The organism is Sedimentitalea todarodis (assembly GCF_032595355.1).
GTDB classification, from domain to species: domain Bacteria; phylum Pseudomonadota; class Alphaproteobacteria; order Rhodobacterales; family Rhodobacteraceae; genus Sedimentitalea; species Sedimentitalea todarodis.
Genome location: NZ_JASMWN010000004.1, coordinates 1 through 14,380, shown reverse-complemented (window position 1 = coordinate 14,380; position 14,380 = coordinate 1). Strand labels below are relative to the sequence as shown.

General features: G+C 62.4%; 15 protein-coding genes. 1 reads left to right on the top strand and 14 read right to left on the bottom strand.

Annotated features, from left to right (window positions below; genetic code table 11):
* Positions 1 to 43 precede the first annotated feature (43 nt).
* The 3 genes from QO231_RS06900 to purB form a co-directional block, all read right to left on the bottom strand.
* Positions 44 to 568 carry a tetratricopeptide repeat protein gene (locus QO231_RS06900; protein ID WP_316774595.1) on the bottom strand — a complete coding sequence of 175 codons (525 nt, stop codon included), beginning with the start codon at positions 566 to 568 and terminating at the stop codon, positions 44 to 46.
* A gap of 106 nt (positions 569 to 674) precedes the next feature.
* Positions 675 to 833, bottom strand: coding sequence for a carbohydrate-binding module family 14 protein (locus QO231_RS06895; RefSeq protein WP_316774594.1), 159 nt, complete (start codon positions 831 to 833; stop codon positions 675 to 677).
* 137 nt (positions 834 to 970) lie between these two features.
* The gene (gene purB, locus QO231_RS06890; RefSeq protein ID WP_316774593.1) at positions 971 to 2,284 is read right to left on the bottom strand and encodes an adenylosuccinate lyase; all 1,314 of its coding nucleotides are present in this window, start codon (positions 2,282 to 2,284) and stop codon (positions 971 to 973) included.
* 108 nt (positions 2,285 to 2,392) lie between these two features.
* On the opposite strand from purB, the gene QO231_RS06885 reads away from it, so the two are divergent.
* Positions 2,393 to 2,818: a DUF6314 family protein gene (locus QO231_RS06885; protein WP_316774591.1), complete on the top strand. Its 426-nt coding sequence runs from the start codon at positions 2,393 to 2,395 to the stop codon at positions 2,816 to 2,818.
* An 8-nt stretch (positions 2,819 to 2,826) separates the two neighbouring features.
* Here QO231_RS06885 and QO231_RS06880 read toward each other — a convergent pair whose 3' ends face one another.
* From QO231_RS06880 to QO231_RS26100, 11 genes are all read right to left on the bottom strand, one after another.
* Positions 2,827 to 3,084, bottom strand: a complete 258-nt coding sequence (locus QO231_RS06880; RefSeq protein ID WP_316774589.1) for a DUF6455 family protein — start codon at positions 3,082 to 3,084, stop codon at positions 2,827 to 2,829.
* Between the two features lie 283 nt (positions 3,085 to 3,367).
* Positions 3,368 to 4,585: a bifunctional alpha/beta hydrolase/OsmC family protein gene (locus QO231_RS06875; protein WP_316774588.1), complete on the bottom strand. Its 1,218-nt coding sequence runs from the start codon at positions 4,583 to 4,585 to the stop codon at positions 3,368 to 3,370.
* Positions 4,586 to 4,790: 205 nt separating this feature from the next.
* A complete protein-coding gene (gene dddP / locus QO231_RS06870; RefSeq protein WP_316774587.1) occupies positions 4,791 to 6,131 on the bottom strand; it encodes a dimethylsulfonioproprionate lyase DddP in 1,341 nt (446 codons plus the stop codon).
* A 181-nt stretch (positions 6,132 to 6,312) separates the two neighbouring features.
* Positions 6,313 to 7,212: a TonB family protein gene (locus QO231_RS06865; protein WP_316774585.1), complete on the bottom strand. Its 900-nt coding sequence runs from the start codon at positions 7,210 to 7,212 to the stop codon at positions 6,313 to 6,315.
* Positions 7,209 to 7,628: an ExbD/TolR family protein gene (locus QO231_RS06860; RefSeq protein WP_316774584.1), complete on the bottom strand. Its 420-nt coding sequence runs from the start codon at positions 7,626 to 7,628 to the stop codon at positions 7,209 to 7,211. Before QO231_RS06860 ends, QO231_RS06865 begins: the two co-directional genes overlap by 4 nt.
* A gap of 4 nt (positions 7,629 to 7,632) precedes the next feature.
* A complete protein-coding gene (locus QO231_RS06855; protein WP_316774583.1) occupies positions 7,633 to 8,016 on the bottom strand; it encodes an ExbD/TolR family protein in 384 nt (127 codons plus the stop codon).
* The gene (locus tag QO231_RS06850; RefSeq protein WP_316774582.1) at positions 8,016 to 8,714 is read right to left on the bottom strand and encodes a MotA/TolQ/ExbB proton channel family protein; all 699 of its coding nucleotides are present in this window, start codon (positions 8,712 to 8,714) and stop codon (positions 8,016 to 8,018) included. Before QO231_RS06850 ends, QO231_RS06855 begins: the two co-directional genes overlap by 1 nt.
* Positions 8,715 to 8,848: 134 nt before the next feature.
* Positions 8,849 to 12,217 carry an error-prone DNA polymerase gene (locus QO231_RS06845; RefSeq protein ID WP_316774580.1) on the bottom strand — a complete coding sequence of 1,123 codons (3,369 nt, stop codon included), beginning with the start codon at positions 12,215 to 12,217 and terminating at the stop codon, positions 8,849 to 8,851.
* Complete coding sequence (locus QO231_RS06840; protein WP_316774578.1) at positions 12,214 to 13,692, bottom strand: Y-family DNA polymerase; 1,479 nt, start codon at positions 13,690 to 13,692, stop codon at positions 12,214 to 12,216. Before QO231_RS06840 ends, QO231_RS06845 begins: the two co-directional genes overlap by 4 nt.
* On the bottom strand, positions 13,607 to 14,194 hold the full coding sequence (locus QO231_RS06835) for an ImuA family protein (RefSeq protein WP_316774997.1): 588 nt from the start codon (positions 14,192 to 14,194) through the stop codon (positions 13,607 to 13,609). Before QO231_RS06835 ends, QO231_RS06840 begins: the two co-directional genes overlap by 86 nt.
* 94 nt (positions 14,195 to 14,288) lie before the next feature.
* A partial coding sequence (locus tag QO231_RS26100; protein WP_449421106.1) for a transposase domain-containing protein occupies positions 14,289 to 14,380 on the bottom strand: 92 nt, incomplete at its 5' end.

Sequence of the window (14,380 nt, the reverse complement as noted above, 5' to 3'; positions counted from 1 at the left end):
ACCAGATCAGACTAGGACAGAAGCCGTAAACAAAGCCTGAAAATCAGTAGTTGTACGTCGTCCCCGAGCGAATTGCTTCGCGCAGCGATGCCTCGGCCCAGCTGCCCGTTCCGGCGCGATTCCTGATTTCATGCCATTGCGCGATAGCCTCGTCCACGCGGCCTTCCTCGACAAACCCCTGACCCATGTAGGAGCGGGCAAGAATGTTGTCCGGATTCTGCTTGATTGCGTGCTCATAGAAAATGTTGGCGAGTTCCAGATTGCCGAGCTTGCGATGGGTAAATCCCCAATAGGTCAGCACGCGATCATCTTTCTGGTCCGCCATCGCCTGCAACACGCCCTGGGCATCGTCATAGCGACCTGCATAAGCCAGTTCGCGCGCGGCATCATACAGGATATCGCCATCCAGCGATGCATCCTTGGGCTTGACGCATTTCTGTTTCGTCGGGTCCCAGACCTTGACCCCCTTGCACGAATTGGTCGTGTGCGTTGGTTTCGGCGGCGCATCATCGCTCGCAGCGAAAACAAGTCCCGGCATGGCGATCAGAAGGGGAAGAAGTACGCGCATTTTCGGCTCCAACATGTTCAGTTCAATTGTTATTTCGACTACTCGTAACTTTCACGCACGGAAAAGCGCATCGCGCCCGCGCGTGGAACGTCGGTGAACCGATCAATCAGCTGCTGGTCTGGGCGACACAGCTCTGGGTGACGGAATCCCAGATCATTCCCGATGCACAGGATTGCGCCTGATGTTCGCGCTCCGAACACATGGCAAACGACAGGGCCGGGATGCTCACAAGCACCAGTGCTGCTGCAACAGTCTTGAGGGTCATGAATGATCTCCAATCAGAGTACACACAATTAATCTTGGGTATTGGAAAGGAGTGTAGCGCGCATCACGGGTTTCACAAAACGAAAATGGCCCACATTGGCGTGAGGTCGCCAGTGCGGGCCAGGTCAGTAAGGGAAGTTAACGGTCCTGGTCTTTGAAGACGCGGGCGAAAATCGTGTCGACATGCTTGGTGTGATAGCCCAGATCGAACTTTTCCTCGATTTCTTCCGCGCTCAGTGCCTTGAGGACATCGGCGTCTTTCAAAAGTTCGGTTTTGAAATCCTTGCCTTGCTCCCAAACCTTCATGGCGTTGCGCTGCACCAGCTTGTAGGAATCCTCGCGTGACACACCTGCCTGCGTCAGTGCCAGGAGCACCCGCTGGCTCATCACAAGGCCACGGAATTTGTTCATGTTGGCCAGCATGTTGTCGGGATAGATCACCAGCTTGTCCACGACCTGCGTCAGCCTCGCGAGCGCAAAATCCAGCGTGATCGTGGTGTCCGGACCGATGTTGCGCTCGACCGAGGAATGGCTGATGTCACGCTCGTGCCACAGGGCGACATTCTCCATCGCGGGCACCACGGCCATGCGCACCAGACGCGCAAGACCGGTGAGGTTCTCGGTCAGCACCGGATTGCGCTTGTGAGGCATCGCGCTGCTGCCCTTCTGGCCCTTGGAAAAGAACTCTTCGGCTTCCAGAACCTCGGTCCGCTGCATGTGACGGATTTCGGTCGCGATGTTCTCGATGGAACTGCCGACAACGCCAAGCGCCGCAAAGAAGGCCGCGTGGCGGTCGCGCGGGATGACCTGGGTGCTGATCGGTTCAGGCTCAAGGTCCAGTTTGGCGCAGACATGCTCTTCGACCGCTGGATCGATATTGGCAAAGGTTCCGACCGCGCCGGAAATCGCCCCGGTTGCGATCTCTTTGCGCGCTGTCACGAGCCGGGTCAGGTTGCGGTCCATTTCCGCATAGAAACGCGCGAAGGTCAGGCCCATCGTCGTCGGTTCGGCGTGAATGCCATGGCTGCGGCCGATGCGCACGGTGTCCTTGTGTTCATGGGCGCGGCGCTTGAGGGCCGCGAGCAGCCCCTTCATGTCTTCGATCAGTATGTCGGCGGCGCGGACCAGTTGCACGTTGAACGTGGTGTCGAGCACATCCGAACTGGTCATGCCCTGATGCACAAAACGGGCCTCGTCATTGCCGATGATCTCGGCAAGGTGGGTGAGGAACGCGATCACGTCATGTTTGGTCACGGCTTCGATCTCATCGATGCGCGCAACGTCGAAGTGCACGTCCTTGGCTTTCCACACCGCGGCGGCGTTCTCGCGCGGGATCACCCCCAGGTCGGCTTGGGCATCGCAGGCATGCGCCTCGATCTCGTACCAGATACGGAACTTGGTTTCCGGGCTCCAGATGGCGACCATGTCAGGGCGGGAATAGCGGGGGATCATTGGCAGCGGCACCTTTTTGTGATTGTGCAGGACTTGCGCCGCCTCATAGACCGGTGGTGCAGTCGCGACAAGTCAGGAGACAGAAGATGAGACGGATTGCCCGGGAGCTTGTCGCATAAGACGCCCGTTCGGCCGCGATGCCTGCAGGATTTCGAGGGCGGATGGGAGTTGATCCGACGGATCGAACATGCCGATGGGACCTTGGCGCGTTTCGAGGGGCTTTCCATCTGGGCGCCGGACGGGGATGGACTGTGCCAGGAGGAGTCCGGGGTGCTGCGCATCGGCAAGGCCGCACCGATCGTGGCGAGACGCCGTTATCTCTGGCGCCCCATACTGTCGGTCCATTTCGACGACGGGCGTTTCTTTCACGATGTCCCGTCGACAGGTGGCAAGGCGTCGCATTGGTGCGCGCCCGACCAGTACGACGTCACCTATGATTTTGCGCCGTGGCCCGAATTCCGGGTGACATGGCAGGTGTCCGGGCCGCGCAAGTCCTACAGGATGGACAGCATCTACCGCCGGATTTCCGCGTGAGCATTCCGTCAGCGCTGGCGCAGGGCATCCAGTGTAGTCTTGTTGACGCAATACATCGGTGCCTTGTCCAGATGCATCGACCGACCCTGCAGGCGGTGACAGTCGGCCTGAGCAGAACATCCGGTACATTTGATCGCCATGGTGCGCAGCAGTGGCGCATACCGCTCTGGATTTTGGCTGATGAACTCGGACATCCCCACGCAGAGGCGATCGGCCATGCCATTCACCAGATCGGTGCTCTTGTAGAGGTTGGAGAAGATTCCCATGAGGTGGCTCCTTGTCGGGCGCGGAACATTCACTGTGTGCTTCTACTCTCCCACACATCGGACGGCTTCGGATTGACCTGAATCAAGAACGACGATGCACAGCAGGTACTTTCGCTTGGCGCAATGCAGAAACTACGGCATCATCTGCGCCATACATACGACACCCTGCGTCGCTGAACACTCGTCGGATCCGATTGCCCGGCCGCCTGCCGCACGACCACCCATTCACCGGCCTTCTGGCGGCGGTGGCAGACCGCGTCTGCGCTGAGAGGCCTTTGTCGCGCTAGTCGGTGCGCCGACGCGTCTCCACGCGCGCGCCATGTTCCAGCGTCTGATGGACCGGGCATTTGTCCGCGATTTCAAGAAGGCGCTGAAGTTGGCTTTCTTCCAGATCGCCATCAAGACCAACCGTGCGAACAAAGGTATCGATGCGGTTGGATTGACCGGTCTCGGCGTCTTGCGCATGGACCTTGTCGTGGCTGATATCAACGGTGACATGACGGAGCGGCCAACCCTTGCGGCGGGCATACATGCGAATGGTCATTGACGTGCACGCACCCAGCCCAGCCGCAAGAAGGCCATAGGGCGAGAGGCCGCGATTGGTGCCGCCAAAGCTCTTTGGTTCATCGGCATAGAGATGTATCTCGGGGCCGGACTGCACGTCCTGAAGGAATCCATCGGGATCCGCTTCGGAGACCCGCACAATGCCTTCTGGTGGATCGTCCGGCGTCGAGGGCGCAGACAGATCGACATAGCGGGTCAGCCAGGCGGCTATCACGTCCGCAGCATAATCAGAGTCCTCTGCGCGCGAGATCATGTGGTCTGCATCGTCAAGCGTCACAAAGCTCTTTGGATGTTTGGCCGCGAGAAAAATCTGGCTGGCGTTTTCAATGCCAACGGTGTCATCGCCGGGCGCATGCATCACGAGAAGCGCGGCGCGCAGCGACGAAATCGCGGGGGCGAGTTGTTCCGCGCTGACATCATCGACGAACGCCTTGCTGATCGTGAACGGGCGGCCGCCAAGTGTGACGTCTGCCGATCCCTTTTGCTGGATCTCCGACAGGGACCCCGCGAAATTGTGAGTGACATGACCCGGATCAAACGGCGCGCCGAGCGTAACAACGGCCTTTATACCTTTGATTGAACAGACAGATTTCAAAACTGCCGCCCCGCCCAGGGAGTGACCTATGAGCATGTCCGGCGACATGTCGCGGGCCTTTAGCCAGCGCGCTGCGGCCACGAGATCCTGAACGTTGGAGGAAAACGAGGTGTTGGCGAATTCCCCGTCTGAATGGCCTAGTCCGGTGAAATCAAAGCGCAATACCGCGATGCCCATACTGGCCAGCCGTTGGGCTATGCGGCGCGCGGCCGGGATGTCCTTGCCGCAGGTGAAACAATGCGCAAACAGCGCAGTTGCCAACACGGGGCCGTCCGGCAAATCAAGTCGCGCCGCGAGTTCATCGCCATTGTGACCAGGAAATGTAATACGTTCTGTGGGCATTTGGACCTCCGATTGCTTTTCCTAGATGGCGTGCTGCACCGGTGCCGGAAAAGGGGTGTCACGACAACGTGTTGCCACGCGTACCTGTCGGGTCCGGCAGACCGGGTTGCCGTCCGGGCAAGCATTGTGGGCGGCGCAGGATGGCCTACCGCTCGATGATCAGCCCCGCCAGCGCTCGGATCATGAGTGCGCCATGGTCTTTGCGTCAGTTTCCCATCAATGCCGCATCAAACGGATAGGTTGTCAGGTTCTCGTATCCGTCTTCGGTGATCAGAACCTGATCTTCCAATTTGATCGAAAAATCGCCGCCGACCTCGCCGACACAGGCTTCGACGCAAAGCACCATGCCGGGCTCCAGCGCATAGTCAAAAGAGCCGGGCACGGCCTTGTCCGGGTAGCGGACCAAAGGCCATTCGTCGCACAGCCCGACGCCGTGCATGATGCAGCCATATTTCTGGGCCTGGAACTTGTCGTCCAGGCGATGTGAATTGGCGGTGAGTTCAGGAATGGTCACACCGGGTTTCAGCATGGCCATGTTGGTCATGATGTGGTCATGGGCGTGCTGCATGGCGTAAACCATATCGGGTCGCGGCTTCTGCTCGCCGATCCACCAACTGCGCGAAATGTCGACACAGATGCCATAGGATCCGATCAGGTCGGTATCGAACGAGATGATCTCGTTGGGCTGGGCGATGCGCGGGCCACATTCCTGAAACCATGGGTTCGTTCGCGGTCCGGAGGCGAGCAGGCGGGTTTCGATCCACTCTCCGCCGCGCCGGATGTTTTCGGCGTGCAGAATTGCCCAGATATCGTCTTCGGAGACTTCGGCGGCGGGCACCTTGGTTCGCGCGAAATCCTCCATCGCCTGTATGGCGGTTTCGCAGGCGTGACTGGCGCACCGCATGGCAAGGATCTCGTCGGGGCCTTTGACGGACCGCGATTTCTCGGTGACTTCTTCGCCTTCCTCGATGACAAACCCCTGCGCCTGAAGGGCGTGAAGCCCGTGCAGCATGATCTTGTCGACCGCGAGACGCGTATTGCCGGGGGCATGCTCCTGCATCAGCACGCGCACCTCGTTGGCAAAACTGTCTGCGGCGATGTCGATCTTGTCGCCCCGGTCGAAATAGAACAGGTCGGCGCCCGCGCGTTGTTCTCGCACCAAGGGGTTGAACTTGCTGAGGAACGGTGCGTTCTTGTAGTCCCACATCACCATGTAGCCATCTGCACAGAGCAAGACCGCACGAAATGGATTGTGGGTGTTCCAAAGCTGCATGTTGGTGCTGTCGGTCGCATAGCGGATATTGAGCGGATCAAACATCAGCAGCCCGCCATAGTCGCGGTCAACCAGATGTTGCGTAAGCCGTGCCCAACGATACTCGCGCATCGCCGGAAGGTTGGGCAGGGTCAGTCCCGCTGCCTGCCACTCCGACAGGGCCAGTCGGGTCGGGCCGATTTCAATGCGGTCCTGATTGTTCGGCGTGCCATCGCGCAGGGTATCGCCCTGCGTCGGGTCGATCTTGCGATCGTCGCGGTAATGGGTGTTCATCACACACCTCCTTTCCGGCGATGGTGCGGGGCGGTGTTCGGGTTTTCCGTTCAGAAAGCGACGGGTTGCATGTCGTTTTGAAGCCGCGACAGACCGCGAACCCAGAGCCGAGGCCAAAGCGGAAGGGCGCAAAAACCGAAGCGCCGACTTTGCGGTGGTGACATCGGATCTGGCGTGGCGATCAATTGCCGAAGTTCATCAGCAGTGTGAAGGTTTGGACCGAAATGGTCAGCCCCCTTGGGGCGGGTGGAAATTTGCGGGCGGATTGAACGGCGCGAAGACCGGCCTGATCGATATGCGCATTCCCCGATGATCGGGCGATGGACACGCCACGCAACGCACCGCTGGACGCGACAGTTACGTGTAGCCTGACAGTGCCAGATGCACCGCGTGCGGCGCGCGGATAGTGTTTGCGTCGTTCAATGCGTGCCCGCACCTGTGCGCCCCATTGTGACATCAGGGTTTGGCGTTGGCCCTTGCTGAGAGTGGCTATGGCCGACCGGCTGCCAGGTCCGGCCTGTTGTCCGCCCCCTTGTCCGGCTGCGCTCTGTTTGGAATTTGCGGCAGAACTCTTGCTTTGCCGCTTGGCGTCTTGCCTTGGTGCCTTACGTACGGGTTGTTTCGGGCGTTCCGGCCTCGGCTGTGGGTGTATTGCGGCAATCTTAGGCGGCTCCGGTGCGACGTCTTTTTCGGGCAGAGGCACGGGTGGTACAGAGAGCGGTGGTGGCGCTGTCGCTTCCGTATCAGGCAGAGGGTCGGAGTGCGGCAAGGCGAGACCGGGAACCCTTGGCATGGCCGGTACGGTCCGCGCATCCTGTGTTTGTTGCAGGGCAATGTTGGGTCGTTCGACCGTAGGCTGTGCGGGCTGTGTCGGCATCCTCGGCGATGCCGTCTCGGGTGGTTTTTCCCATTTCTCGACCAGGTCCTCGATGCTGCCCGTCGATGCCTGAAGCGACATCAGTGCCTCGCCACCTTCGCCCGACGCGGCGAGACCGGTATCGGACGCACGCAAGGACAGGGTGATCAGGTGCACGATCAGGGCCAGCGCCACAAATGCTGTAAATTCAGCAAAGCGTCTCATGGCTTGGCCGTCACCAACTGTACCACGCGAAACCCCGCAGCGCCCAGTTTAGGCATGAGGGCGGCCAGTCGGGCGGCGGGCAGCTTGGCATCGGCGCGCAGGATCAGGGGCGGTGGCGCGTCTTCGGAGCAAGGCCCGTCTGCACAATAGGCCTCGCGCGCAGCCACGAGGGCGGCCAGCGCCTCGTCCTCGCCGATCACGCCGAGATAGCCAAGCTGTCCCTCTGCATCCAGATACAGTCGGAATTCTCCTTTTGCGGACTCGGGCGCATCCATCACCGGCGGATCGACCTCGAACGGTTCCGGCGGCGCGATCTGTGTCGACATCAGGAAAAATATCAAGAGCAGGAACACGACGTTGATCATCGGTACGATGCTCTCGGTCGGCTGGCGGCGTGGGGGGGCGGAAAACTGCACGGGACTATTCGATCAGCACAAGCGTGCTGTATCCGGCACCTGACAGGGTTTCCATGACCCTGATCACGCGCTGCAGATCGGTGCCGGCGCGCGGGCGCAGGATGATCGTGTCAGTTGGCTTTTCCGTCAGGTCTTCCAGTCGTTCCACCAGGGTATCGGGTGACAGCGCGATGCCGTTCAGCAGGAGTGACTCCGCTTCGATGTCGATCAGGCGAGGTGGGCCGGAATACCCTTTTCCGCTGTCGAAGCCCGCGACATTCAGCGGGATATGCATGTCGGTGCCAAAGCGCGATGCCAGCATGAAAAACACCAGAAGCAGGAACACCACGTCGATCATCGGCGTCAGGCTGGGTTTGCGCCGGGGGCGGTCTTCGGCGAAATCGAACATTATTCTGCGGCGGCCCTTAACACTGGCGCATGGTGGCCAGCGACCGGGCGCAGGAAGATGCGGGTGGCGGCGTCTTCCATCTGCAGGCGCAGACGATCCACGATACTATCAAACCAGGTGAGCGCCGCGGCGACCGGGATAGCCACAGCCATGCCCGCCGCAGTGGTCAAAAGCGCCTCCCAGATACCGCCGGCAAGAGTGGCGGGATCGGCGCTGCTACCGGCCTCTTGCAGGGCCTGAAAGGCGGCGATCATGCCCATTACCGTGCCCAGGAGGCCCAGGAGCGGTGCAATCGTGGCGATCAGTTCCAGCGGGCGCAACCCGCTGCGTGCCCCGGCGATGAGGTTGCGGGCGACGCGCGCGGTCTCTGCGCGGGCGGCCTCGTCGTCCAATGTGATATCGTTGCGGGCGGTCATCGCCGCCCGTGCAAGGGCGGCACGGCAGGTGCGGCGGTTTCCCAGCAATTCCAGAGCGGAGTCTTCCTCGCCGTCCGACCATAGGGCCACGGCACGTTTTGCACGTGTGCCGCCAGTCCAGGCGCCAAGCATTGCCAGGCGCCAGATTTTCCAGAAGATCAGGGCAAGTGCGGCCACGCTGAGCGCGGAAATGATCCAGATTGCCGGGCCGCCAAGCAGGATGGCGTCATAGAGCCTGCTGAATTTTTCGGTGCCAAGAAGTGCTGATCCGTTGAAATCCATACCGCGTCACCTTCAGGGTTTCTTCATGAAACGCCTTCGTCGCTATTTTGGCCGAGTGTTTTTGTCAAGATTTAATGCAGAGTATTTTTGTCGGAATTGAGTGACGACGGGCGCCAGCCGCAGATGTCGGCGGATCAATGGAAATCCCGACTGGGGAAAAGCTGTTTTGCCTGTTCGCGCGGATGGCGCGCGCCGCTGCGATACCGGGGCGGGCGCGGGGCGTCGTCGGCCTGGGGTTGGGTGATGCCGATGGCCTCGTCCAGCGGATGGCCCAGATCGGTCAGCCGGTGCGAGAGATCCTCGATCCTGCCCGCGATCAGATGCACCACGATGCCTTCGCGCTGTATCTGCCCGGTCACGCGCAGCAGACGACCGCCCATGACAATGCGGCGATAGCGTTCATAGATCTTGGGCCAGACCACCACGTTGGATACCCCGGTTTCGTCCTCAAGCGTCAGAAAGATCACGCCGGAGGCGGTGCCGGGGCGTTGCCGTGTGATGACCAGCCCGCAGACCGAGACCTGCCCCAGAGGTATCTGCGCCAGATCGCTGTGCAGGGTCAGGCCGGGCAGGTCGGGGCGCAACAGTTCCATCGGGTGGGCGCGCAGCGACAGGCGCATGGCGACGTAATCCTCGACCACTTCCTCGCCCAGATGCATCACCGGCAGATCGACGGCAGGTTCGTTCAGCCCTTCGCCATCCAGCGGATCCGCAAACAGCGGCAACGGCGCGGGCGCGCGGATGGCGCGGACCTGCCAGAGGGCATCCCTGCGGGTCAGGCCGAGGCCCGAAAATGCATCCGCCTCGGCCAGCCGGTCCAGGACCGGGGGGGCCATGCCCGCCCGCAGCCACAGGCTCTCGGGGTCGGTATAGCCGTTGCCGCGCGCCGCCACGATCCATTCGGCATCCTCCTTGCGGAAGCCCTTGATCTGTCGAAACCCCAGCCGCAGGGCCAGCGCCCCGTCGGCGCGGCGTTCCAAGTGGTTGTCCCAGGCGCTTTGGTTGACACAGACGGGGCGGATTTCCACATGGTGTTCGCGCGCATCCCGCACGATCTGGGCGGGGGCATAAAACCCCATCGGCTGGGAATTGAGCAGCGCGCAGGCAAAGATCGCCGGATGATGGCGTTTCAACCAGGATGACACATAGGTGAGCATGGCAAAAGCCGCCGCGTGGCTTTCTGGGAAGCCGTAATCGGCAAAGCCTTCGATCTGGGAAAAGCATTTTTCGGCCACCTCGGTGGTATAGCCTTTGGCCAACATGCCGTTGACGAACCGCTCGCGATGTGCGCCGATGGTGCCCATGCGCCGGAACGAGGCCAGCGAGCGGCGAAGCCGGTCGGCCTCTTCCGCCGTATAGCCCGCACCGACAACGGCGATCTGCATGGCCTGTTCCTGAAACAGCGGCACCCCAAGGGTCTTGCGCGTGACCTCGGCCAGGGCAGGGCCAAAGGGTTCCGGTTTTTCCAGCCCCTGACGGCGGCGGATGAAAGGCTGCACCATGCCGCCCTGAATCGGGCCGGGCCGCACGATGGCGACCTCGATCACCAGATCATAAAAGGTGCGTGGCCGCATCCGGGGCAGGAAATTCATCTGCGCCCGGCTTTCCACCTGAAACACCCCGACCGCATCGGCGACGCAGAGCATGTCATAGGTCGCGGTATCTTCCTGCGGGATGGTATCGAGCGTCAGGTTCTCGCCCTCATGCTGTTCAATCAGGTCAAACGCCTTGCGGATGCAGGTCAGCATGCCAAGGCTCAGCACATCCACCTTGAGAATGCCCAGCGTGTCGATATCGTCCTTGTCCCATTCGATCACCGTACGATCCTCCATCGCGGCGTTCTCGATGGGGCAGAGTTCGTCCAGCCGGCCCTTGGTGATGATGAACCCGCCCACATGCTGGCTGAGGTGGCGGGGAAAGCCGATGATTTCACCGATCAGCCGGATGGTCTGGGCCAGCCGCCGGTCGTTCAGATCCAGCCCCAGTTCGCGGATGCGGTCGGGATCGGCCCCACCGTTGGACATGCCCCAGATCTGCCCCGACAGGCTGGCGGTCACATCCTGGGACAGGCCCATCACGTTGCCCACCTCGCGGATCGCGGCGCGGCTGCGGAAATGGATGACGGTGGCACAGAGCCCGGCGCGATGGCGACCGTATTTTTCGTAGATCCACTGGATCACTTCTTCGCGCCGCTCATGTTCGAAATCGACGTCGATATCCGGCGGCTCGCCCCGGTAGCGCGAGACGAAGCGTTCAAACACCATGCCGATCTGCTCGGGGCTGACATCGGTGATGCCAAGCGCCCAGCACAGGATCGAATTGGCCGCAGACCCGCGCCCCTGACACAGAATGCCGAGGGATCGCGCGTGGACCACGATGTCATGCACCGTGAGAAAATAGGCGGCAAACCCCAATTCCTCGACCAGCTGCAATTCCTTGTTCACCAAGGCATGATAGCGGTCGGGAATGCCGTCCGGACAGCGCCGCGCCAGCCCGTCATCGGTCAGCCGCATCAGCCGGTCCTGCGGGGTTTCGCCACCCTTGGCGATCTCGTCGGGATATTCGTAGCTGAGTTCGCTCAGGCAAAAGCTGCACCGCGCGGCGATTTCCAATGTCCGGCGCAGGGCGGCGGGATGGTTGCGGTAAAGCCGCGCCATATCGCCGGCCCCCTTGAGCCGCCGTTCGCCATTGGGCAGGGCGCGGGTGCCGATCACATCGATGGTGCAACCCTCACGCAGGCAGGTCAGCACATCGGCCAGCTGTCGCCGCGCGGCGCGGTGCATCAGCACGTCGCCCACCGCCACCATCGGCGTTCCGACCCGCAGGGCCAGCCGGGCGCAGGTGTCAAACCACGCCTGATCCGAGCCGTCATAGCGCGGCGCGGCTCCAAGGAACACGGACCGGGGATAGCGGCGTTTGACGCTCTGGATGATGCGCGCCGTGGCCGCCTGTTCGCTGTTTTGGTCGGTCGGGGGCAAGGCGATCAGGATCATGCCCTGACAGCCCTCCATCAGGTCGCGCAGATCCAGATGACACGTGCCTTTCTCCGCCCGGCGCTTGCCAGTGGTCAACAGGCGGGACAGGCGGTGGTAGGCAGGCCGATCCGTGGGCAGGGCGATCCACTCCACCGGGCAATCACGCAGCACCAGACGGCAGCCGGTGATCAGGCGCGGCAGGGCGATGCCTGCCGGGCGGGCAATATCCTCGGGGTTGCCGACCTCTTGGCGCGAGCAGCTGTCGGTGCGATGTTGCGAGCGGATCTGCACCGCGTCCTCGGCCTCGCGCCGCAGCTCTTTCAACGCGCTGTAGGCCCGCACCACCCCGGCCAGCGAATTGCGGTCGGTGATGGCAATGGCATGCAGGCCCAGTTCGGCGGCGCGCACCACCAGTTCCTCGGGGTGCGACGCCCCGGTCAGAAAGGTGAAATTCGTGGTCACGCCCAATTCGGCATAGCCGGTCTGACCGAAGGTCGAAGGCGGGGGGCGGGTCTGAGTCACATTCATGCGAATTCGCCCTGCACGAACCAGCCGGGGTTTTGCGGCGTGTAAAACAGCCACAACCTTCGGCCTTGGCGGGTGTCAACCTGCCAGTAATCGCGCACGCCGCTGCGCCAGCCATCGTCCTCCATCCACCATTCCGGGGCGATGCGTTCGGGCCCTGTGGCGCGGGCGGTGTCCAGCGCCATGCGCCGCCAGCGCAGGCGCCGGGGCGGGCGGGGTCCGGCCCCGGCGATGGGTTCCGGTAAAAACAGCCGCACCGGGCGCGGCCGCGGCGTATACCACGGGCCTTCGGCGCGCGCATAGGCGGCAGGCGCGATCAGGAAGCTGCGCTCGGGGATGTGACTGTCGGCGGGCAGAAAACGCTGGACGTTCTCCAGCCCGATCCGTGTACCGATCCGGGTGATCAGGTCATCGAGCCGCTGTGTACTGTCCTGGCTGACCGAACTGACCTGTTGAACCGGCAGCGCCTCGACCTGCACCGCCTCAAGCCGCATCTGGTCGATGCCGAACCCGGCCTCGATCCCGGCAACGCCGCGTTCAAACAGCGGCAGGATGCGTTTGGCATCGCGCATGGCGCTGGCCAGCCGCAATTCCACCTGCTGGTTGCTCTGATCAATCCGCCGCAGGGTCAGGCAGAGCCGCCGCGCGCCGGTTTCCCGCTCTTTCAGCCGGTCGCACAACCGATCCAGCAGGCGGGCGGTGCCAGCCATCACGTCATCCACCAGCCCGACCGGTTCGGGCAGGGTCAGGCGCACCGCGTAATGGGGTGGGGCGGCCATCGGGGTGATGGTTTCCGGCTGCGCGCCAAGCGCCTGATCCAGCCGCATCAATACCCCCCGGCCAAAGCGGCGGGCCAGCGGCGCGCGTGGCGCCACCGCCAGATCAGAAACCCGCCGCAGGCCCAGCCGTTGCAGGCCCGTGATCGTATCCTCGGGCAGGCGCAGCGCCGTCACCGGCAGGCTGCCCAGGGCCGCGAGCATGTCACCGGGCTCTGCCACGCCTTCGCCGTGATGGGCCAGCGCCCAGGCCGCGCCGCGGGTATCGGCAAGGCCAAGTTGCAGGGTCAGCCCGGCGCGCGCCATCCGCCTGCGCATATCCGCCAGCAGATCGGCCTCGCCGCCCAGCAGATGCGCAGCACCGGTGATGTCCAGAACCAGACCGTCCTCGCCCTCGGGACCGACCCAGGGGCAATAGCGTGTCGCCCAGCGGCACAGGGTGGCCAGAAACCGGGCATCGCTGCGCGGATCGGCTGGCTGGCTCAGCAGATCAGGGCAAAAGGCGCGGGCATCCGAAAACGGCATTCCACGCGACAGGCCGAGCTTTTCCGCCTGCCTGTTCAGGCAATACACCCGGTCCGTATTGTTCTGTTTCAGCGTAAGTGCAAACGGCGCGTCAACCGGGCGGGCCCGCAGAACCCGGTCGCAGGGCAGGCGGGGAAACCACATCGAGACGACGCGCCGGGTGATCCCATCGAACATCCCAGGCTCCCAGTGTTCCCGATTTGTTCTTTATAAGTTTCCAGCGCATCAGTGTCGAGTCCTGCACGACAGGATCATAGAGCGGTGCCGCGTGCCAGCGGGTCTCGGCGGCATTGCTGCCCATGTTCTCGGAAATCAGGCACAGCCCGGTCGATCTGCCCGCCTTGGCGGCCAGTTGCAGACGCCGCCCGGCGGTCAGGCCAAGCGGCTGGTTGAGTTCGATGATTACCAGCGGCACGCTGCCATCGCGCAGGGTCTCTTCGGCAACGGCGAGTGCATCGGTCTGATCCTGTGCCTGCGCCACCAGCATCCGGTCGGGATCAAAGAACCGGCACAGCCCGACAGGGCTGGGCGTTTCGCCGCGCCAATTCTCGCGGATCCAGAGCAGGTTGCCCGACACGCGTGCGCAGGCCGTGGCGGCAAAGCCCGTGGCACCGGGGCCGCAAACCTCGTGAACGCGGGTCTTGCGCAGGGGAAAACAGGCGTGAAAATCAACAGACATGGGACCAAAATAGACCGGATTTCGGACGATAGAAACCACCGTTGATCTGCCCGGCACCAATCAACGTAAGCGGCGGCTGGAGGGCACCGGGCTTTCAGGTTGACGATCGAAAGTTCCAGGGGAGCAGGTCGTCGATGCGGTTTTTCGGATGGCCCGCGGCGATGGCTTCGAGTGTAGATTTCAGGT

Bases quoted from the DNA above. Each gene is read 5' to 3' on its own strand.
- QO231_RS06865 (WP_316774585.1), bottom strand. From the start codon at position 7,212: ATGAGACGCTTTGCTGAATTTACAGCATTTGTGGCGCTGGCCCTGATC.
- QO231_RS06850 (WP_316774582.1), bottom strand. From the start codon at position 8,714: ATGGATTTCAACGGATCAGCACTTCTTGGCACCGAAAAATTCAGCAGG.
- QO231_RS06895 (WP_316774594.1), bottom strand. From the start codon at position 833: ATGACCCTCAAGACTGTTGCAGCAGCACTGGTGCTTGTGAGCATCCCG.
- purB (WP_316774593.1), bottom strand. From the start codon at position 2,284: ATGATCCCCCGCTATTCCCGCCCTGACATGGTCGCCATCTGGAGCCCG.
- QO231_RS06855 (WP_316774583.1), bottom strand. From the start codon at position 8,016: ATGTTCGATTTCGCCGAAGACCGCCCCCGGCGCAAACCCAGCCTGACG.
- QO231_RS06900 (WP_316774595.1), bottom strand. From the start codon at position 568: ATGCGCGTACTTCTTCCCCTTCTGATCGCCATGCCGGGACTTGTTTTC.
- QO231_RS06875 (WP_316774588.1), bottom strand. From the start codon at position 4,585: ATGCCCACAGAACGTATTACATTTCCTGGTCACAATGGCGATGAACTC.
- QO231_RS06840 (WP_316774578.1), bottom strand. From the start codon at position 13,692: ATGTTCGATGGGATCACCCGGCGCGTCGTCTCGATGTGGTTTCCCCGC.
- QO231_RS06835 (WP_316774997.1), bottom strand. From the start codon at position 14,194: ATGTCTGTTGATTTTCACGCCTGTTTTCCCCTGCGCAAGACCCGCGTT.
- dddP (WP_316774587.1), bottom strand. From the start codon at position 6,131: ATGAACACCCATTACCGCGACGATCGCAAGATCGACCCGACGCAGGGC.
- QO231_RS06880 (WP_316774589.1), bottom strand. From the start codon at position 3,084: ATGGGAATCTTCTCCAACCTCTACAAGAGCACCGATCTGGTGAATGGC.
- QO231_RS06845 (WP_316774580.1), bottom strand. From the start codon at position 12,217: ATGAATGTGACTCAGACCCGCCCCCCGCCTTCGACCTTCGGTCAGACC.